General features: G+C 73.8%; 18 protein-coding genes. 14 read left to right on the top strand and 4 right to left on the bottom strand.

Going from position 1 to position 19,168, the window contains the following annotated elements; translation table 11 throughout:
* Positions 1-4 precede the first annotated feature (4 nt).
* Positions 5-2,488 (bottom strand): leucine--tRNA ligase, encoded by a 2,484-nt coding sequence (gene leuS / locus BLU55_RS02000; protein ID WP_091725446.1) that lies wholly within the window; start codon positions 2,486-2,488, stop codon positions 5-7.
* Between the two features lie 176 nt (positions 2,489-2,664).
* Between leuS and BLU55_RS01995 the strand changes: the two genes are divergently transcribed.
* From BLU55_RS01995 to BLU55_RS01985, 3 genes are read left to right on the top strand one after another with little or no spacing between them, the layout of a single operon-like run.
* The gene (locus tag BLU55_RS01995; protein ID WP_091725444.1) at positions 2,665-3,774 is read left to right on the top strand and encodes a sigma-E factor regulatory protein RseB domain-containing protein; all 1,110 of its coding nucleotides are present in this window, start codon (positions 2,665-2,667) and stop codon (positions 3,772-3,774) included.
* Complete coding sequence (locus BLU55_RS01990; protein WP_231917001.1) at positions 3,771-4,688, top strand: ABC transporter ATP-binding protein; 918 nt, start codon at positions 3,771-3,773, stop codon at positions 4,686-4,688. Before BLU55_RS01995 ends, BLU55_RS01990 begins: the two co-directional genes overlap by 4 nt.
* Positions 4,685-5,497 carry an ABC transporter permease gene (locus BLU55_RS01985; protein ID WP_091725442.1) on the top strand — a complete coding sequence of 271 codons (813 nt, stop codon included), beginning with the start codon at positions 4,685-4,687 and terminating at the stop codon, positions 5,495-5,497. Before BLU55_RS01990 ends, BLU55_RS01985 begins: the two co-directional genes overlap by 4 nt.
* Before the next feature lie 3 nt (positions 5,498-5,500).
* Here BLU55_RS01985 and BLU55_RS01980 read toward each other — a convergent pair whose 3' ends face one another.
* The 3 genes from BLU55_RS01980 to BLU55_RS01970 are packed head-to-tail and all read right to left on the bottom strand — an operon-like array spanning position 5,501 to position 8,286.
* Positions 5,501-6,238, bottom strand: a complete 738-nt coding sequence (locus BLU55_RS01980) for an esterase/lipase family protein (protein WP_197681070.1) — start codon at positions 6,236-6,238, stop codon at positions 5,501-5,503.
* Between the two features lie 50 nt (positions 6,239-6,288).
* Positions 6,289-6,576, bottom strand: coding sequence for a hypothetical protein (locus BLU55_RS01975; protein WP_091725441.1), 288 nt, complete (start codon positions 6,574-6,576; stop codon positions 6,289-6,291).
* A gap of 9 nt (positions 6,577-6,585) precedes the next feature.
* Positions 6,586-8,286 (bottom strand): sodium:solute symporter family protein, encoded by a 1,701-nt coding sequence (locus BLU55_RS01970; protein ID WP_091725439.1) that lies wholly within the window; start codon positions 8,284-8,286, stop codon positions 6,586-6,588.
* 153 nt (positions 8,287-8,439) lie between these two features.
* Here BLU55_RS01970 and galE point away from each other — a divergent pair, with 153 nt between their 5' ends.
* From galE to kdpC, 11 genes are all read left to right on the top strand, one after another.
* Positions 8,440-9,399 carry a UDP-glucose 4-epimerase GalE gene (galE, locus tag BLU55_RS01965; protein ID WP_091725437.1) on the top strand — a complete coding sequence of 320 codons (960 nt, stop codon included), beginning with the start codon at positions 8,440-8,442 and terminating at the stop codon, positions 9,397-9,399.
* Positions 9,400-9,623: 224 nt separating this feature from the next.
* Positions 9,624-10,391: an SDR family NAD(P)-dependent oxidoreductase gene (locus tag BLU55_RS01960; protein ID WP_091733300.1), complete on the top strand. Its 768-nt coding sequence runs from the start codon at positions 9,624-9,626 to the stop codon at positions 10,389-10,391.
* A 150-nt stretch (positions 10,392-10,541) separates the two neighbouring features.
* A complete protein-coding gene (locus BLU55_RS01955) occupies positions 10,542-11,096 on the top strand; it encodes a general stress protein (RefSeq protein WP_231917000.1) in 555 nt (184 codons plus the stop codon).
* 17 nt (positions 11,097-11,113) lie between these two features.
* The gene (locus BLU55_RS01950) at positions 11,114-12,574 is read left to right on the top strand and encodes a flavin-containing monooxygenase (protein ID WP_091725436.1); all 1,461 of its coding nucleotides are present in this window, start codon (positions 11,114-11,116) and stop codon (positions 12,572-12,574) included.
* Between the two features lie 131 nt (positions 12,575-12,705).
* Positions 12,706-13,689: an iron-containing redox enzyme family protein gene (locus BLU55_RS01945; RefSeq protein WP_231916999.1), complete on the top strand. Its 984-nt coding sequence runs from the start codon at positions 12,706-12,708 to the stop codon at positions 13,687-13,689.
* Complete coding sequence (locus tag BLU55_RS01940; protein WP_197681069.1) at positions 13,686-13,883, top strand: CDGSH iron-sulfur domain-containing protein; 198 nt, start codon at positions 13,686-13,688, stop codon at positions 13,881-13,883. Before BLU55_RS01945 ends, BLU55_RS01940 begins: the two co-directional genes overlap by 4 nt.
* A complete protein-coding gene (locus tag BLU55_RS01935; protein ID WP_091725430.1) occupies positions 13,880-14,554 on the top strand; it encodes a methyltransferase domain-containing protein in 675 nt (224 codons plus the stop codon). The genes BLU55_RS01940 and BLU55_RS01935 overlap by 4 nt, the downstream gene beginning before the upstream one ends.
* Positions 14,555-14,760: 206 nt before the next feature.
* Positions 14,761-14,856 (top strand): potassium-transporting ATPase subunit F, encoded by a 96-nt coding sequence (locus BLU55_RS19305; RefSeq protein ID WP_157682682.1) that lies wholly within the window; start codon positions 14,761-14,763, stop codon positions 14,854-14,856.
* Entirely contained in the window at positions 14,856-16,538 is a 1,683-nt protein-coding gene (gene kdpA / locus BLU55_RS01930) for a potassium-transporting ATPase subunit KdpA (RefSeq protein WP_091725429.1), read from the top strand. Before BLU55_RS19305 ends, kdpA begins: the two co-directional genes overlap by 1 nt.
* The gene (kdpB, locus tag BLU55_RS01925; RefSeq protein ID WP_091725427.1) at positions 16,535-18,559 is read left to right on the top strand and encodes a potassium-transporting ATPase subunit KdpB; all 2,025 of its coding nucleotides are present in this window, start codon (positions 16,535-16,537) and stop codon (positions 18,557-18,559) included. The genes kdpA and kdpB overlap by 4 nt, the downstream gene beginning before the upstream one ends.
* A complete protein-coding gene (gene kdpC, locus BLU55_RS01920; protein WP_269457935.1) occupies positions 18,556-19,164 on the top strand; it encodes a potassium-transporting ATPase subunit KdpC in 609 nt (202 codons plus the stop codon). Before kdpB ends, kdpC begins: the two co-directional genes overlap by 4 nt.
* The last annotated feature ends 4 nt before the right edge of the window (positions 19,165-19,168 follow it).

Genomic DNA, 19,168 nt, shown 5'->3' with positions numbered 1-19,168 from the left:
CCGGCTAGCCGGCGACGATGTTGACGAGCTTGGGCGCCCGGACGATCACCTTGCGCACGGTCCTGCCCTCCAGCGCGCGCTGCACGGCCTCGTCGGCCAGGGCGGCGGCCTCCAGGTCGGCCTCCGAGACGTCCGGGGCGACCTCCAGGCGGGCCCTGACCTTGCCCTGCACCTGCACGACGGCCGTGACCGACTCCTCGACCAGCAGCGCCTCGTCGACCTCCGGCCAGCCGGCGCGCGCGACGCTCGGCTGGTGACCCAGGCGCTCCCACATCTCCTCCGCCGTGTACGGCGCGACCAGCGACAGCAGCACCGCCACCGCCTCCACGGCCTCGCGGACCGCGGGGTCGGCCGGACCGGCGCCCGTGTCGATGGTCTTGCGGGTGGCGTTGACCAGCTCCATGGTGCGGGCGACGACGACGTTGAAGCGGTGCGACTCCACCAGCGTGGCGGCGTCGTGCAGCGTCCGGTGGGTCAGGCGCCGCAGCGCCACGTCGCCGTCGGCCGGTGAGGTCCCCGGGGCGGAGGTGACGTCGCCGGAGAGCCGCCACACGCGCTGCAGGAAGCGCAGCGAGCCGCCCGGCGACACGTCGGCCCAGTCGATGTCGTCCTCCGGCGGGCTGGCGAAGACCAGCGTCAGCCGCACCGCGTCGACGCCGAACTCCGAGAGCTGGTCGCCCAGGCTGACGCCGTTGCCCAGGGACTTGCTCATCTTGCGGCCGTTGTTGATGACCTTGCCCTGCGACAGGTACGCCGAGAACGGCTCGTCCCAGTCCAGCAGGCCCAGGTCGCGCAGCGCCTTGGTGAAGAACCGGCTGTAGAGCAGGTGCAGCACGGCGTGCTCGTCGCCCCCGACGTACAGGTCGACCGGGCCCCAGGCCCGCGCCAGCTCGGGGTCGAAGGCCTGGGTGTCGTCGTGCGGCGAGAGGTAGCGCAGGAAGTACCACGACGAGTCGACGAAGGTGTCCATCGTGTCGGTGTCGCGGGTGGCGGGTCCGCCGCAGGTGGGGCAGGTGACCTCCACCCAGTCGGTCGCCGCCCCCAGGGGCGAGGTGCCCTTGGGCTTGAGGTCGGCGCCGCGCAGCTCGGGCAGCTCGACCGGCAGCTGGTCGGCGGGCACGGGGACCTCGCCGTCGGTCGGGCAGTGGATGATCGGGATCGGCGCGCCCCAGTAGCGCTGCCGCGACAGCAGCCAGTCGCGCAGCCGGAAGTTGACCGTGCCGCGGCCCAGGCCCTGGCGCTCCAGGTAGGCGATGGCGGTCGACTTGGCCTCGGCCACGCCCATGCCGGACAGGTCGATCTCGTCGTTGGCCGAGTTGATGGCCGGGCCGTCGCCGGTGAAGGCCTCGCCGTCGAAGCCCTCGGGCGGCTGCACGGTGCGCACGACGGGCAGGTCGAAGGCCTGGGCGAAGTCCCAGTCGCGCTGGTCCTGACCGGGCACCGCCATGATCGCGCCGGTGCCGTAGTCGGCCAGCACGTAGTCGGCGGCGTACACCGGGATCTGCTCGCCGGTGAGGGGGTTCAGCGCGGTGCGGCCCAGGGCGACGCCCGTCTTGGGCCGGTCGGTCGAGAGCCGGTTGATCTCCGACTCCTTGCGCACCTCGACCAGGTAGTCCTCCAGCGCGCCCGCCTGCTCCTCGGTGACCAGCTCGGCGGCCAGCGGGGCGTCGGCGGCCACCACCATGAAGGTCGCGCCGAACAGGGTGTCGGGCCGCGTGGTGTAGACGGTCAGCGGCTCCTCGCGGCCCTCGACGACGAAGTCGACGTGGGCGCCCTCGGAGCGGCCGATCCAGTTGCGCTGCGCGTTGACGACCTTGTCCGACCAGGTCGGCTGCAGGTCGTCCAGGGAGTCCAGCAGCTCCTGGGCGTAGGCGGTGGTGCGGAAGTACCACTGGGTCAGCTCGCGCTTGGTGACCTCGGCGCCGCAGCGCTCGCAGGCGCCGTCGACGACCTGCTCGTTGGCCAGCACGGTCTGGTCGTTGGGGCACCAGTTGACCGGGCTGTTCTTGCGGTAGGCCAGGCCCTTGGCGTGCAGCTGCAGGAACAGCCACTGCGTCCAGCGGTAGTACTCCGGGTCGGAGGTGTTGAACCGGCGCGACCAGTCGACGGCCACGCCGTAGCGCTGGAAGGACTCCAGCTGGGTGGCGATGTTGCCGTAGGTGTAGTCGGCCGGGTGGGCGTCGTTGCGGATCGCGGCGTTCTCGGCCGGCAGCCCGAAGGAGTCCCAGCCCATCGGGTTGAGCACCTCGTAGCCGCGCTGCCACCAGTAGCGCGCGACGACGTCGTGCAGCGCGGTCACCTCGGCGTGGCCCATGTGCAGGTCGCCGCTCGGGTAGGGGAACATCGTCAGCGCGTAGCGCTTCTCGCGCGGGCTGTCGTCGTCGGCGCGGAAGGGGTCGAGCTCGTCCCACACGGCGCGCCACTTCTGCTCGGTGGCGTGGACGTCGTAGCGACCGGTGGTGTCGATCTCGGTCTCGTGCTCGCTCATGGCGGGTGCCTTCTGGTCGTCGGTGGTGCTGCCCGGACATGCAAAAGCCCCTCGCAGGGAGGGGCAGCCGCGTCGTTCTCGACGCGGCTAGGAAAGCAGGAGGGCGCGGTTCACACCGCCATCCTAGCGCTGCTCGGCCCGGTCCCGCGCTTCGCACGGGTCGTACGGTGAGGGGCATGGTCCCTGCGGCGCGATGGCTGGTCGTGCTCGCCGTCACGGCGGCCCTGGTCGTCGTCCCGCTCGCGGTCCGCGCCCTGCCCGTGGCGGAGACGCGCGAGAGCGCGCGCGCCCTCGCCGACCGGGTGCAGGCGGCCGACCGCACCGGCTGGTCCGGTGAGGTCGCCACCCAGGGCTCGCTCGAGGTGCCGCTGACCGGCGACACCTTCGGCGGCGTGGTCCGGCTGCTCGGCGAGTCGAGCCGGCTGCGCGTGTGGTGGCAGGGCCCCGAGGACTACCGGGTCGACCGGGTCCGCGAGAGCGGCGAGACCGACCTGGCCCGCGAGGGCGACCGGCTGGTCCGGTGGCGCTACGAGGGCAACCGGGTCAGCGTCACGCCGTACTCCCCCATCCGGCTGCCCGACGACGACGACGTGGTGCCGGTCGCGCTGGCGCAGCGGCTGCTCGCCGGGGCCCGGGCGGGCGAGCTCTCGCGGCTGCCGTCGGAGCGCGTCGCCGGCCGGGCCGCCGCGGGGCTGCGGCTGGTGCCCGACGACGACCGCTCGACCATCACCCGCGTCGACCTGTGGGCCGACCAGGAGTCCGGGCTCCCCCTGCGCGTCGAGGTGTACGCCGGCCCGGCCGGCGAGCGCCCGGTGCTCACGACCGAGGTGACCTCGCTCTCGCTCGGCCGACCGCCGGCCGCGCAGACCCGGCTCGAGATCGCCCCGGGGGTGGAGGTGGCCCGCGGCCGCACGCTCGACGAGGCGGCCGGTGCCAACCGCTACGCCCCGTTCCAGGTGCCCGACGAGGTCGCCGGCCTGGCGCGCCGCGGCGACCCGGCGGACTTCGGCGCGGTCGGGGTCTACGGCCGGGGGCCGACCGCCGTGCTGGCCGTGCCGCTGCGCGACTTCGTGGCCCGCGGGCTGCGCGAGGAGCTGCGCAAGGCCGGCAACGTGCGCGACACCGGCGAGCGTCAGGCCCTGGAGTTCGGCCCGCTCTCGGTCCTGCTCGACGGGGCCGGTCGCGCCACCTACGTCTACCTCGGCACCGTCACGCCCGCGACGCTCGTGCTGGCCGCCGACGACCTCGCGGCCGGCGTGCGCCTGGTCGACCCGGTGGGCCGGTGACCGCGACGGGCGGGGCGACCGCGCCGGTGGTCCGCACCCGCGGCCTGACCAAGGTCTACCGCGGCGGGGTGCGCGCGGTGGACGGCGTCGACCTGGAGGTCCGCGAGGGCGACGTCTACGGCTTCCTGGGCGCCAACGGCTCCGGGAAGACCACGACCGTGCGGATGCTGCTCGGCCTGGTCCTGGCCTCCGAGGGCGACGTCGAGGTGTTCGGCGAGCCGATGCCGCGCAACGGCGCCTCGGTGCTGCCGCGGATCGGCGCGCTGGTCGAGGGGCCGGGCGCCTACCCCCACCTGTCGGGGCGCCGCAACCTGGCCCTGCTCGACGCCATCGACGGCTCGCCGCGCGCCGACCGCCCGGGCCGGATCGGCGCGGTGCTCGAGCAGGTCGGGCTCGACCCCGACGACCGCCGCCCCGCCCGCACCTACAGCCTCGGCATGCGCCAGCGGCTCGGCCTCGCCGGGGCGCTACTGCGCCGGCCCCCGCTGCTGGTCCTCGACGAGCCGACCAACGGCCTGGACCCCCAGGGCATCCGCGAGATGCGCGAGCTGCTGCTGGCCCTCAACCGCGGCGGCACCACGATCTTCCTCTCCAGCCACCTGCTGGCCGAGATCGAGCAGATGTCGACCCGGGTCGGCGTGCTCGACCGGGGCCGGCTGGTGCTCCAGGAGGACATGTCCGTGCTGCAGGCCCCCACCGGTCTGGTGCGGGTGCGCACGCCCGACGTCGCCACGGCGCTGCGGGCGCTCGACGGCCACGTGGCCGACCACGGACCCGGGCACGTGGTCGTGCGCAGCCCCGACCCGGCCGGCCTGGTCGCCCACCTGGTGGAGCGCGGCGTGCGCGTCACCGAGCTCGGTCCCGAGCGCCGCACCCTGGAGGAGATCGTGCTCGCCGCGAGTGAGGCCCCGTGATCCGCGTCGAGCTGGTCAAGCTGCTGACCCGACCCCGCACCTGGGTGACGATCCTGGCGCTGAACGCGCTGCCCACCCTGGTGGCCGTGCTGCTCGCGATCACCGACCTCGGTCCGCGGCCGGGCACCGGCCCGCCCTTCCTCTCGGCCGTGCTGACCGACGGCACGCTGTTCCCCCTGGCCGCCCTCGGCCTCGTGCTGCCGCTCTTCCTCCCGGTCGCCGTGGCGGTGGTCGGGGGCGACGCCGTCGCGGGCGAGGTGCAGAGTGACACCCTGCGCTACCTGCTGGTGCGCCCCGTCGCGCGGCTGCGGCTGCTGGTCGCCAAGCTGGTGAGCGTCGTGGTCTTCGTGGTGCTGGCGGTCTTCGTGGTGGCGGTGGTGGCCTACGTCGAGGGCCAGCTGCTGCTGGGCGACGCCCCGGCGACCGGGGTGGTCAGCGTCTCGGGCTCGACGCTGACCCAGGCCCAGATGACCCAGCGCACCGGGCTGGCGTTCGTGTACGTCGTGCTGGCGATGCTCGGCGTGGCCGCGATCGCGCTGTTCTTCAGCACGCTCACCGACTCCGCCGTCGGGGCCGCCCTCGGCACGATCGGGCTGCTGGTCGCCTCGACGGTGCTGCTGGGCCTCGACGCCGCCGACGCGATCAAGCCCTACCTGCTGACCCGCCACTGGCTGGCCTTCGTCGACCTGTTCCGAGACCCGATCCGGTGGGGCGACGTCGTGGACGGGGTGCTGACGCAGCTGGCCTACCTGGTCGTCTTCGCCGGCGCCGCGTGGGCCAACTTCGCCACCAAGGACGTCACCCGCTAGCGCTCAGCAGCCCGGCGCCGGGGCCCGCACGGGGCCCGGTCCCAGCGCGGCGTCGAGCACGCGCCCGGTGGCCTCGGCCCCCGGCAGCTGGTCGTGGCCCACGACGGCGTCGGGGCACAGGTCCTGGACCAGCACGTTGCGGGCGCCCTGCAGCGCCGCTGACCCCGTGGGGGTGACGACCTCGTCGTCGTCACTGCGCACGGTCGCCCACTGCGGCCCCTGCGGCGTCTCGTCGCCGGCGTCCAGCGAGCGCAGCAGGTCGCTGTCGGGCACCAGCTGCTCGCAGGCCGTCGGGCAGGAGCCCGCGGCGTCGACCGCGAGCTGGGCGACGTCGGTGCCGTGGTGGGGCGAGCCGAGGGTGACCACGCGGCGCACCACGTCGGCGCCGCCGTCGTCGCGGACGTAGAGGCGCGCGATCACGCCGCCGGCGGAGTAGCCGACGAGGTCGACCGACGGCTCGCCGGTGCGCGCGAGGGTCTCGCGCACCAGCGTGGCGAGGCGGCGGGCCTGGACGCGGAGGTCGCCGGTGCCGCCCTGGCTCGGCGCGAACACCACGACCTCGCGGCCCTCGCCGCGGAGCCGCTCGACCAGCGGGTCGAGGGAGGCGACGCGGCCGCCGTACCCGGGGACCGCCACGACGGGTCCGGGCCGCGACTGGTCGACCGACGAGCCGCCGAGCAGGGCGCGGAGGCCCGCCCACGCGGCCACGGCCACGAGGACGAGCACGACCGCGCCGAGCACGGCCCGCGCCAGCCGGCGACGCGCGGGCGGGAGCCCGGCGAAGGGGCCCCTCAGTGCGCCCGGCCGTCGGCGTCGCCGGCGGCCGTGTCCTCGGGCACCACGACCGGGCGCAGCCGCGCCCAGGCGAAGAACACGAGCGCCACTACGACCATGCCGAGGCCGGCCCACAGGTTGACGCGCACGCCGTCGGCCTTGGCCAACTCGCTCTCACCGTCGAAGAACGAGGTGATCACCAGCACGACGCCGAAGATGCCGATGAGCATCGCGATGAAGTTGCGGACGTCGAACGCGCCGGCCCGGTGGGCCTGCTCGGTCGTCCCGTTGCTGTCCTGCGCCATGAGGGTCCCTTACCAGAAGAGGATGTTGAGGAGGACGACGATGCCGAGGCCGACACCGGCCAGGACGTTGGGCTTCTGGTACCACGCCAGCACGCCCTCGCCGTCGTCGTGGAAGTCGGCCTTGGGGGTGAGCGAGTAGACGAGCCCGCGCAGCTCGCTCTCCTCCCGCGGCCGGGTCACCATCGTGACCGCGATGCTCACCACGATGTCGACGACGAACGCCGCACCGGCGGCCACGAAGCTCGCGCCCTGGCCGGAGAGGCCGATCGCGCCGACCGAGAGGCCGCCGAGGGCGTCCTCGGACAGGATGCCGACCACGACGGCTGCCGTGGTGCCCGAGACCAGGCCCACCCAGCCGGCGGTCGCGGTCATCCGCTTCCAGAACATGCCGAGGATGAAGGTCGCGAACAGCGGGGCGTTGAAGAACCCGAACAGGGTCTGCAGGTAGTCCATGATGTTGGAGTACGACGCCGCGAAGGTCGCCGTGCCGATCGCGATGATCGTGGCGCCGAAGGTCGCCGCGCGACCGACCTTGAGGTAGTAGCCGTCGGGCCGGTCCTTGACGACGTAGGTCTCCCACAGGTCGTAGGAGAAGACCGTGTTGAAGGCCGAGATGTTGGCCGCCATGCCGGCCATGAACGACGCGAGGAGACCGGCGATGGCCACGCCCAGCATGCCGTTGGGCAGCAGGTCGCGGATCAGGTAGAGCAGCGCGTTGTTGTAGTCCGGGTCGCCGCCGCTGTTCTTCGGGCCGGAGATCTCGTTGACCAGGACCGCGGCGATCATGCCGGGGAAGATGACGATGAAGGGGACGAACATCTTCGGGAAGGCACCGATGATGGGCGCGCGCTGGGCCGCGGAGATGGAGCTGGAGGCCATCGCGCGCTGGACCTCGACGAAGTTGGTCGTCCAGTAGCCGAAGGACAGCACGAAGCCGAGGCCGAGCACGATGCCGATGACCGAGAGCAGCGGCGAGTCGAAGCCGGTCAGGGCCTGGCCGGGCCACGACGAGAGCTGCTCGGCGCCGCCGGAGCTCGCGGCGACCTTCTCCTTCAGCCCGCCCCAGCCGCCGACCTTGTGCAGGCCGATGAGGGTCAGCGGGAGCAGCGCCGCGACGATGACGAAGAACTGCAGGACCTCGTTGTAGATCGCCGCCGACAGGCCGCCCAGCGAGGTGTAGGTGAGCACCACGATCGCGGCCACGATCAGCGAGACCCACAGGTTCCAGCCGAGGATGATCTCGACGATGTTGGCCAGCAGGTAGAGGTTGATGCCCGCGATCAGCAGCTGGGCCACCGCGAAGCTGATCGCGTTGACCAGGTGGGCCCCGGTGCCGAACCGGCGCCGCATGAACTCGGGGACCGAGCGCACCTTGGAGCCGTAGTAGAAGGGCATCATCACCACGCCGAGGAACAGCATGGCCGGGACGGCGCCGACCCAGAAGTAGTGCACCGTCGGGATGCCGTAGTTGGCGCCGTTGGCCGACATGCCGATGATCTCGACCGCGCCGAGGTTGGCGGAGATGAACGCCAGGCCCGTCACCCAGGCGGGCAGCGAGCGGCCCGAGAGGAAGAAGTCGAGGCTGGTCGAGACCGACCGGCGGGCCAGGACGCCGATCCCCAGCACGAAGGCGAAGTAGACCCCGATGAGGAGGTAGTCCACCCAGTTGGTGTCCAGCCTCAGCGAGCTCTCCGCGGCGAGCACGGTCATGTGCAGTACCTCCCGGGACGGCGGACGGCCCGATGCCGCCTCGGGCACGCTACTCCTCGCCGCTCCCGCACAGCAGCAGCGCCGTCGATAGAGTTCGCGCGTGGCGCCGCGCGGCGCCGAGCGGGTCGAGCACGGTGACGACGGGAGTCTGCGATGAGCTGGTTGGTGACGGGCGGAGCGGGCTACATCGGCTCCCACGTGGTGCGGGCGTTCGCCGAGACCGGCCTCGACGTGGTCGTGGTCGACGACCTCTCCAGCGGCCACCGCGAGTTCGTCTCACCCGACGTCGCGTTCGTCGACGGCAGCATCGTCGACACGGCGCTGCTGGCCGAGACGATGCGCACCCACGCGGTCGAGGGCGTCGTCCACCTGGCGGGCTTCAAGTACGCCGGCGTCTCGGTCGACCGGCCGCTGCACACCTACACCCAGAACGTCACCGGCACCGTCAGCCTGCTCGAGGCGATGGCCGCCACCGGGGCCGGCTCGCTGGTGTTCTCCTCCAGCGCGGCCACGTTCGGCACCGTGGACGTGCCGCTGGTGACCGAGGAGACGCCGACGCACCCGGAGTCGCCGTACGGCGAGAGCAAGCTGATCGGCGAGTGGGTGATCCGCGACCAGGCCCGCGCCACCGGCCTGCGCCACACCTCGCTGCGCTACTTCAACGTCGTCGGCTCCGGCAGCGACGACCTCTACGACACCAGCCCGCACAACCTGCTCCCCATCGTGTTCGAGAAGCTGCTCGCCGGCGAGACGCCCCGCGTCAACGGCACCGACTTCGACACCCCCGACGGCACCTGCGTGCGCGACTACGTCCACGTCGCCGACCTGGCCCGCGCCCACGTCGTCGCCGCCCAGCGCCTGGCCGCCGGGGAGGAGCTGCTGCCCGTCTACAACCTCGGCAGCGGCGAGGGGGCCTCGGTCGCCGAGATCATGGCCGCCATCCGCGCCGTCACCGGCATCGACTTCACGCCCGAGGAGGGCCCCCGCCGCCCCGGCGACCCCGCCCGCATCGTCGCCACCGGCGAGGCCGCCGCCCTCGACCTCGGCTGGGAGATGCGCCACACCCTCGAGGACATGGTCCGCTCCGCCTGGCAGGCCCGCAGCAGCCACTGACCGACCCCGGTCCCCCTGGAAGGACGACGTCTAGTCCCGAAGGGCCCGCCCGCCCCTCGGTCCCTGAGGAAGGACGACGTCCTGTCTCGAAGGGCCCGGACCACGCCCGCCCTTCGAGACGGTCGCCAGGGCGACCTCCTCAGGGAACGAACCCCCTCGGTCCCTGAGGAAGGACGGAGTCCTGTCTCGAAGGGCCAGCGGAGCGGCCTGCCATGATCGGGGCCATGACCTCACCGATCACCGACCTGTTCTCCCTGACCGACAAGGTCGTCATCGTCACGGGCGCCTCCTCGGGCCTCGGCGTGGCCTTCGCGGAGGGGTTCGCCCAGGCGGGGGCCGACGTGGCGCTGGGTGCGCGACGGGTGGCGCGGCTCGACGAGACGGCCGCGCTCGTCGAGGCGGCCGGGCGGCGGGCGCTCAAGGTCGAGACCGACGTGGCCTCGCCGGAGGCGTGCCAGGCCCTGGTCGACGCCACGATGGCGGAGTTCGGCCGCGTCGACGTGCTGGTCAACAACGCCGGGGTCGGCACCGCGGTGCCCGCGACCCGCGAGACGCCCGAGCAGTTCCGCCAGGTCATCGACGTCAACCTCAACGGCTGCTACTGGATGGCCCAGGCCTGCGGGCGCGTGATGCGGCCCGGCTCCTCGATCGTCAACATCTCCTCGGTGCTCGGCCTCACCACCGCCGGCCTCCCGCAGGCGGCGTACGCCGCGTCGAAGGCCGGCCTCATCGGCCTGACCCGCGACCTCGCCCAGCAGTGGACCGGGCGCAAGGGCATCCGCGTCAACGCGCTGGCCCCGGGGTTCTTCGCCTCGGAGATGACCGACACCTACCCCGAGGGCTACCTCGAGGCCCAGCAGCAGCGGATCCCCGCGGGCCGCAAGGGCGACCCCCGCGAGCTGACCGCGAGCGCGATCTTCCTGGCCTCGGCCGCGGGCGGCTACATCACCGGGCAGACGCTCGCCGTCGACGGCGGCATGACGATCACCTGAGCGCCCCTTCGAGACAGGACTCCGTCCTTACTCAGGGACCGAGGGGAACGACGGGTGCCTCAGAGCAGGGCGGCCAGCATCGGCCCGGACTTCCACGCATCCCTGCCCGTGTCTCAGGCCCCGCTCAGACCGACGGGCGACACTGGAGCCATGACCCAGCAGCCGATCCAGGTCCCGTCCTCCGCCCTCAGCCTCGAGTTCCCGATGTCGCTGGGCGTCTTCGAGCGGTACGCCGAGGCGCAGCGCGCCGTCGACCACCTCTCCGACCACGACTTCCCGGTGCAGAACTGCCTCATCGTCGGCACCGACCTGCGCCAGGTCGAGCGGGTCACCGGGCGGCTGACCTGGGGCAAGGTGCTCGTCGGCGGCGTGGCCTCCGGCCTGTGGCTGGGCCTGTTCGTCGGCCTGCTGCTCTCGGTCTTCGGCACCGGCGGGACGCTGGCGATCCTGTCCTCCACGATGGTCTTCGGTGCGGTGTTCGGCGCGATCTGGGCCGCCGCCGGGTACGCCGCCACCCGCGGCCGCCGCGACTTCACCTCGATCAGCCAGGTCGTGGCCACCCGATACGAGCTGCTCGTCGAGCACAAGTTCGCCCAGCAGGGCCGCGAGCTGCTCGCGACCCTCGACGGCCGGACCACCGGACCGATCAGCGGGGCGGCCGAAGGGCCGACCAGTGGGACGACCCCGCCCCCGCCGGGGGTCTGACCCGCTAGGTTCGCCCGGTGCGCCCGCCGACCGACCGTCCGAGCATCATCGTCATCGGCGCCGGGTTCGGGGGCATCGGCACGGCCGTGGCCCTGCGCCGCGCCGGCTACCGCGACGTCACCGTCCTCGAGCGGGGCTCCAGCGTGGGCGGCGTGTGGCGCGACAACACCTACCCGGGTGCGGCCTGCGACGTGCCGTCGTCGCTCTACTCGTTCTCCTTCGCGCCCCACCCCGGCTGGCCGCGGCGCTACTCCCGCCAGCCGGAGATCCGCGACTACATCGAGCGGGCCGCCCGTGACCACGGCGTCCTCGACCAGGTGCGGCTCGGCGTCGAGGTCGCCTCGGCGGCCTACGACGAGGAGGCCAGCCGCTGGCACCTGACCACGACGGCGGGCGAGCAGGTGTCGTGCGACGTGCTGGTCAGCGCGGTCGGCCAGCTCTCGCGGCCGTCGGTCCCCGAGCTGCCGGGCAGCGAGCGCTTCGAGGGCCCGGCCTTCCACTCCGCCCACTGGCCCGAGGACCTCGACCTGGCCGGACGCCGGGTCGCGGTGCTCGGCACCGGTGCGAGCGCGATCCAGTTCGTGCCCGCGATCGCCCCCGAGGCGGCCCACGTCACCGTCTTCCAGCGCTCCGCACCGTACGTCGTGCCGAAGCCCGACCGCGCCTACACCCGGGTGCACCGCGCGGCCTTCCGCCGGGTGCCGGCGCTGCAGGCGGCGGCCCGGGCCGCGGTGATGTGGGTGACCGAGCGCTACAACGAGTCGCTCGTGGACGGCACCCGCCTCAAGCGCCTGGTCCACCTCGCCTGGCGCGCCCAGCTGCGGCTGCAGGTGCGCGACGCGGAGCTGCGACGCCGGCTGCGGCCCGACCACCCGCTGGGCTGCAAGCGGGTGCTGTTCAGCAACGACTGGTACCCCGCCCTGGCCCGCGAGGACGTCAGCCTCGTCACCGAGCCCGTCGTCGAGGTGCTGCCCCACGGCGTGCGCGACGCCGCCGGGGTGGAGCACGCGGCCGACGTGGTCGTCTACGGCACCGGCTTCGCGGCCACCGAGTTCCTGGCGCCGATGCAGGTGACCGGGGTCGGCGGCGCCGACCTGCACGAGCGCTGGCGGCAGGGGGCGCACGCCTACCTCGGTCTGTGCGTGCCCGACTTCCCGAACCTGTTCGTGGTCTACGGCCCCAACACCAACCTCGGCGGCAGCTCGATCGTCAACATGATCGAGGCCGCGGCCGACGGCGTGGTGACCCTGCTGGACCGGATGCGGGCCGGCGGCGCGAGCAGCGTGCGGGTGCGCCCCGAGGTGGCCGCGGCGTTCGACGCCGAGGTGCAGGACCGGTTGCAGCGCAGCGTGTGGGCGTCGTGCTCGAGCTGGTACCGCGAGCCCACCGGCCGGATCACCACCAACTGGCCCGGTCTGGTCGCGGAGTACCAGGACCGCTGCGCGCGCCTGGACCCGGCTCACTTCCAGCTCGTCTGAGGACTCACCCTTTCGGGCGCGGGACGGGCCGCTACCGGTGGGTACGGGAACGACCAGCCCTGCGCCGGGCCTCGGACCCGGCCACCGGACGAAAGGCACGCCTGATGCAGCTTCCCCGTGAGCGCGGACCCGTGAGCCGACGGGTCCTGCAGGCCCTGACCGGGGACCGCACGCCCGGGACGGCCACCGCCGTCCACGAGCTGGCCCTCGGCCCCGAGCCGATGCTGGCCGACGCCGACGCGCAGCTGGCGCTGTGGACCCTCTACGAGCTGCACTACCGCGGCTTCGACGGCGTGCAGGACGACCTCGAGTGGGACCCGACCGTGCTGCGCCTGCGACGCACGCTGGAGCGCCGCTTCGAGCGCGAGCTCCGCGCGGTGGCCTCGGCGCGGCTGACCGGACCGGGGACCGAGAGCTGGAGCGAGGCCGGGACCGACGTCGGCACCCAGCTGCTCGCCCTGTCCCAGACCGGCCGCGGCCCCTCCCCCGCGGCCCACCTGCACCGCCACGCCGGCCGCGAGGACGTCGTGGACTTCCTGCGCGAGCGCAGCGTCCAGCAGCTCAAGGAGTCCGACCCGCAGTCGTTCGTGCTGCCCCGCCTGCACGGGCCGGCCAAGGTCGCCCTGGCCGAGCTGCTCTACGACGAGTTCGGCGGCGGGCGTCCCGAGCGGCTGCACCAGCGGCTCTACGCCGAGGCGATGGCCGGTGTCGGCCTGGACCCGACCTACGGCGCCTACGTCGACCAGGTCAGCGCCACCTCCCTGGCGATGGCCAACGCCGTCTCCTTCTTCGGCCTGCACCGTCGGCTCGCCGGCGCGGCGATGGGCCACCTGGCCGTCTTCGAGGCCACCAGCTCGGTGCCCTCGCGCAAGGTGGCGGCCGGGATGGAGCGCCTGGGGCTGCCCGACGCCGTCGCGGCGTACTTCCACGAGCACGTCGAGGCCGACGCGGTCCACGAGCACCTCGCGGCCCACGACATCTGCGGCGCGATGGTGGCCGAGGACCCCGACCAGCGGGCGAGCGTCCTGCTCGGCGCGGCCGTGTGCCTGCACCTCGACGAGGTGTCGGCGGCCGAGCTGATGAGCCGGTGGACCCCCACCGAGGTGGCCTCGTGATCGCCGTGGGCCCCGACGTCACCGAGCGCGCCTGCCCCGGCGGCCCCGTGCTGGTCCGCGGCGCCGAGGCCGTGGTCGACGACGCCGGCGTCGCGCACGCGGTGACGCGACCGGTGGTCGCGGTGTGCGCCTGCGCGAAGTCCTCCCGGATGCCCTGGTGCGACAGCACCCACAAGTCCATCCAGCCGCGATGAGCACGACCGAGCAGGCGCCCGGTACGACGCCGGAGCAGGTGCCCGGTGGCGTGGAGGTCGAGGTCGCGGAGTTCGGCGAGCTCGAGATCGCCTTCGACGCCCGCGTGCTGCGGCCCCGCCACTGGACCACCGCCCAGTCGCGCTGGGCCCACGCGCTGCTGCCGTCCGCGCCCGAGGGGCCGGTGCTCGAGCTGTGCTCCGGCGCGGGCCACATCGGGCTGCTGGCCGTGCACGGGTCGGAGCGCTCGCTGGTGTGCGTCGACGCGTCGCCCGTCGCCGCGGCGTACACCCGCAGCAACGCGGAGCGGGCGGGCATGGGCGGGCGCGTCGAGGTCCGCCACGGGATGGTCCGTGACGTCCTGGCGCCGGGCGAGCGGTTCGCCCTCGTCATCGCGGACCCGCCGTGGGTGCCCGCGGCCGAGACGGCCCGCTTCCCCGAGGACCCGCTGCTGGCCATCGACGGCGGCCCCGACGGCATGGTGGTGGTCGACGAGTGCCTGCGCGCCCTCGTCGCCCACCTCGCCCCCGGCGGGGCGGCCGTGCTGCAGCTCGGCACGGCCTTCCAGGCCGACGCGGTGGCCCAGCGCCTGCGCGGCACCGACCTGGTGGTCGGCGAGCTGCGGGAGTACGGCGAGCACGGCGTGCTGGTGCGCCTGGACCGCTCCGCCTGACCTCGCCACGGGACCGGACGCCCGGGCGCGTGAGGACGGCGTGAGGATCGCGCCCGGGGCTGCAAGGAACCTGCAAGGACGGCCGCCCGCGGCCGGGCGCGGGGGTCGGATGGCGACGTGACCACGTTGCCGACCGACCTGCTGATGGTGGCGCTGAGCGGCGCCTTCTTCGTCCTGTGCTGGCTCCTCGTCCGGGTGCTCGACCGGTGAGCCCCGGGACCGGGGACCTGGTCGGCCTGGTGCTGGCCGTGCTGGCGCTGGGCTACCTGCTCGTCGCCCTGCTGCTGCCGGAGCGGTTCTGATGGGCGCGTCCGGCGCCGCCCTGCCCGACGGCTGGGCCGCGCTTCTCCAGGCGCTCGTGCTGGTCGCGGCCCTCGCCCTGGCCTGGCGACCGCTGGGCGACCACGTCGCCCGCACCCTGACCTCCGACGAGCACACCCGCGTCGAGCGGGGCGTCTACCGGCTGCTCGGGGTGGACGCCGAGGCCGACCAGCGCTGGGCCGTCTACGCCCGCTCGGTGATCGCGTTCTCGCTCGTGGGGGTCGTCGGGCTCTACCTGCTGCTGCGGCTGCAGGCCTGGCTGCCGCTCTCGCTCGGGCGGCCGGGCATGGAGCCCGCGCTCGCCCTCAACACCGCGGTCTCGTTCGTCACCAACACCAACTGGCAGGCGTACGCCGGCGAGTCCGCGCTCGGTCACCTCGCCCAGATGTCGGGCCTGGCGGTCCAGAACTTCGTCTCGGCGGCCGTCGGCCTGTGCGTGGCGGGGGCGCTGCTGCGCGGGCTGTCGCGCCAGCGGACCGACCGGGTCGGCAACTTCTGGGTGGACCTCGTGCGCGTCAGCCTCCGGGTGCTGCTCCCGATCGCGTTCGTCGCGGCGCTCGTGCTCGTCTCGCTCGGCGTCGTGCAGAACCTCTCGTCGGGCACCGAGGCGACCACGCTGCTGGGCCAGCGCCAGGTTGTCCCGGGTGGACCCGTCGCCTCGCAGGAGGCCGTGAAGCTGCTCGGCACCAACGGGGGCGGCTTCTACAACGCCAACTCGGCCCACCCGTTCGAGAACCCCACCCCGCTGAGCAACCTGCTGCAGGTCTTCCTGCTGCTGCTCCTGCCCGTGGCGCTGACCCGGACCTTCGGCACCCTGGTCGGCGACCGCCGCCAGGGCCTGGCCGTGCTCGGTGTGATGGGCGTGCTGTGGGGGGCCGCCACCCTGGTCGTGACCGCGCTCGAGCTCCACCACCCGGGCTCGGCCGCGCAGCTGGCGGGCGCGTCGATGGAGGGCAAGGAGGTCCGCTTCGGGGTCCCCGGCTCGTCGCTGTTCGCGGTGTCCACGACCGGCACCAGCACCGGCGCGGTCAACTCGTTCCACTCGTCGTACGGCGGGGTCGCCGGCGGCGTGCTGATCCTCATGATGGGGCTCGGCGAGGTGGCCCCCGGCGGCGTCGGGTCGGGCCTGTACGGCCTGCTGCTCCTGGCCGTGCTGACGGTCTTCGTCGCCGGCCTGATGGTCGGCCGCACGCCGGAGTACCTGGGCAAGAAGATCACCGCGCGGGAGATGAAGCTGGTCGCCCTCAGCATCCTCACGATGCCGCTCGTCGTGCTGGTCGGCACGGGCGTCGCGATCTCCCTGCCGGGGCCGCGCTCGTCGATGCTCGGCTCCGGACCGCACGGCCTCTCGGAGGTGCTCTACGCCTTCATGTCGGCCGGCAACAACAACGGCTCGGCCTTCGCCGGACTCAGCGCGGACACCGGCTTCTACGACCTGGCGCTGGCCCTGGCCATGCTCGTCGGCCGGTTCGTGCCGCTGCTGCTGGTCCTGGCGCTGGCCGGCTCCTTCGCGGCCCAGCCCCTGGTGCCGCGGCACGAGGGGACCCTGCCCACCCACGGCCCGCTGTTCGTCACCCTGCTCACCGGCGTGACGCTCGTCGTCGCCGGACTCACCTTCTTCCCGGTGCTCGCACTGGGTCCGCTCGCGGAGGGACTCGCATGACCGCCCTGCTCGACCCCGCCCAGCTCGCGACCTCGCTGCCGTCCGCGGTGCGCAAGCTCGACCCCCGGGTGATGGTCTCCTCCCCCGTCATGTTCGTGGTGGAGGTGGGCGCGGCGCTCGCCACCGCGAGCGCGGCGCTGGACCCCAGCGTCTTCGCCTGGACCGTCGTGGTCTGGCTGTGGCTCACGGTGCTGTTCGCCAACCTGGCCGAGGCCGTGGCCGAGGGCCGGGGCAAGGCCCAGGCGGCCACGCTGCGCCAGGCCACCCGCGACACCGTCGCCCGGCGGCTGCGCGACGACGGCACCGAGGAGCAGGTCGCGGCCTCCTCGCTGCAGCCCGGCGACGTGGTCGTCGTGGAGGCCGGCGAGGTCGTCCCGGGCGACGGTGACGTCGTCGAGGGCGTGGCCAGCGTGGACGAGTCGGCCATCACCGGCGAGTCGGCCCCCGTCATCCGCGAGTCCGGTGGGGACCGCTCGGCGGTCACGGGTGGCACGCGGGTGCTGAGCGACCGGGTCGTGGTGCGGATCACCTCGCGACCCGGCGAGAGCTTCGTGGACCGGATGATCGCCCTGGTCGAGGGCGCCGACCGTCAGAAGACGCCCAACGAGCTGGCCCTGACCATCCTGCTGGCCAGCCTCACCATCATCTTCCTGGCCGCCACCGTCTCGCTGCAGCCGTTCGCGGTCTACAGCGGCGCCCGGCAGTCGCTGGTGGTGCTGACGGCGCTGCTCGTGTGCCTGGTGCCGACGACCATCGGGGCGCTGCTCTCGGCCATCGGCATCGCCGGCATGGACCGGCTGGTGCAGCACCACGTGCTCGCCATGTCGGGACGTGCCGTCGAGGCGGCCGGCGACGTCGGCACGCTGCTGCTCGACAAGACCGGCACCATCACCCTCGGCGACCGCCAGGCCTCCGAGCTGCTCCCCGTCGACGGCGTCGAGGTGCGCCGGCTGGCCGACGCCGCGCACCTCTCGAGCCTCGCCGACGAGACGCCGGAGGGCCGCTCGGTCGTGGCGCTGGCCGTCGCGGCCCACGGCGTGGAGCCGCGCCGCGCGGCCGACCTGCCGCGGGCCGACTTCGTGCCGTTCACCGCCCAGACCCGGATGTCGGGGGTCGACGTCGACGGCCGGGAGGTCCGCAAGGGCGCCGCCGCCTCGGTCGTCGCGTGGGTCCGCGAGCAGGGCGGCGACCCGGGCGAGCAGGTCGGGCGCCTCGCCGACGAGGTGGCCCGGGCCGGCGGCACCCCGCTGGTGGTCGCCGAGCGCGTCGACGGCCGGGCCCGGGTGCTGGGCGTGGTCCACCTCAAGGACGTGGTCAAGCCCGGCATGGTCGAGCGGTTCGCCGAGATGCGCCGGATGGGCATCCGGACCGTGATGATCACCGGCGACAACCCGCTCACCGCCCGCGCCATCGCCACCGAGGCCGGCCTCGACGACTTCCTCGCCGAGGCCACCCCCGAGGACAAGATGGAGCTGATCCGGCGCGAGCAGCGGGGCGGCCGCCTGGTCGCCATGACCGGCGACGGCACCAACGACGCCCCCGCGCTGGCCCAGGCCGACGTCGGGGTGGCGATGAACAGCGGCACCGCCGCCGCCAAGGAGGCCGGCAACATGGTCGACCTCGACTCCGACCCCACCAAGCTGATCGAGATCGTGGCCATCGGCAAGCAGCTGCTCATCACCCGCGGCGCGCTCACGACCTTCTCGATCGCCAACGACGTGGCGAAGTACTTCGCCATCATCCCGGCGATGTTCGCGCCGGCGTACCCCGGCCTGGAGGCCCTCGACGTGATGCACCTGTCCAGCCCCGAGTCCGCGATCCTCTCGGCGGTGGTCTTCAACGCCCTGATCATCGTCGGGCTGATCCCGCTCGCCCTGCGGGGCGTGCGCTACCGCGCCGCCTCGGCCGCGTCGCTGCTGCGCCGCAACCTGCTCGTCTACGGGCTCGGCGGCCTGGTCGCCCCCTTCGCGGGCATCAAGCTGCTCGACCTGGTCGTCTCCCAGCTGCCGGGGCTGGCGTGAGCCGCCGGGGCGCCGGGCAGCTCGGCACCGCCGTGCGCGCGCTGGTCGTGATGACGCTGCTGCTGGGGGTGGCCTACCCGCTGCTGGTGACGGCAATCGCCCAGCTCGCGATGCCCGGGCGCGCCGACGGCTCGCTGGTGGAGCGCGACGGCCGGGTGGTCGGGTCCTCCCTGGTGGGGCAGTCCTTCGCCGGGGACCCGGCGTACTTCTGGTCGCGGCCGTCGGCGGCCGGCGGCGGCTACGACCCGCAGGCCAGCGGGGCCAGCAACCTGGGCCTCGACGACCCCGCGCTGGTCGACGCCGTGCGGGAGCGGCGGCGCCAGGTCGCGGCGGCCAACGGCAGCCGTCCCGGCGACGTCGCCCCCGACGCGCTGCTGGCCAGCGGCTCGGGCCTGGACCCCCACGTCTCCCCGGCGTACGCCGAGCAGCAGGTCGCCCGCGTGGCCCGGGCCCGCGGCCTCGACGTCGAGGTGGTCCGCCGGCTGGTGCGTGCGCACACCGAGGGCCGCACCTGGGGCGTGCTGGGCGAGCCGCGGGTCGACGTGCTGGCCCTCGACCTGGCGCTCGACGCCGTCGGCGAGCGCTCGACCGACGCGGCAGACTGAGCAC

The sequence above is a fragment of the Nocardioides scoriae genome, from assembly GCF_900104965.1.
Classification (GTDB): domain Bacteria; phylum Actinomycetota; class Actinomycetes; order Propionibacteriales; family Nocardioidaceae; genus Marmoricola; species Marmoricola scoriae.
This window is presented reverse-complemented; position numbering and strand designations above follow the sequence as displayed.

Bases quoted from the DNA above. Each gene is read 5' to 3' on its own strand.
- leuS (WP_091725446.1), bottom strand. From the start codon at position 2,488: ATGAGCGAGCACGAGACCGAGATCGACACCACCGGTCGCTACGACGTC.
- BLU55_RS01995 (WP_091725444.1), top strand. From the start codon at position 2,665: ATGGTCCCTGCGGCGCGATGGCTGGTCGTGCTCGCCGTCACGGCGGCC.
- BLU55_RS01975 (WP_091725441.1), bottom strand. From the start codon at position 6,576: ATGGCGCAGGACAGCAACGGGACGACCGAGCAGGCCCACCGGGCCGGC.
- BLU55_RS01970 (WP_091725439.1), bottom strand. From the start codon at position 8,286: ATGACCGTGCTCGCCGCGGAGAGCTCGCTGAGGCTGGACACCAACTGG.
- galE (WP_091725437.1), top strand. From the start codon at position 8,440: ATGAGCTGGTTGGTGACGGGCGGAGCGGGCTACATCGGCTCCCACGTG.
- BLU55_RS01960 (WP_091733300.1), top strand. From the start codon at position 9,624: ATGACCTCACCGATCACCGACCTGTTCTCCCTGACCGACAAGGTCGTC.
- BLU55_RS01955 (WP_231917000.1), top strand. From the start codon at position 10,542: ATGACCCAGCAGCCGATCCAGGTCCCGTCCTCCGCCCTCAGCCTCGAG.
- BLU55_RS01935 (WP_091725430.1), top strand. From the start codon at position 13,880: ATGAGCACGACCGAGCAGGCGCCCGGTACGACGCCGGAGCAGGTGCCC.
- kdpA (WP_091725429.1), top strand. From the start codon at position 14,856: ATGGGCGCGTCCGGCGCCGCCCTGCCCGACGGCTGGGCCGCGCTTCTC.
- kdpB (WP_091725427.1), top strand. From the start codon at position 16,535: ATGACCGCCCTGCTCGACCCCGCCCAGCTCGCGACCTCGCTGCCGTCC.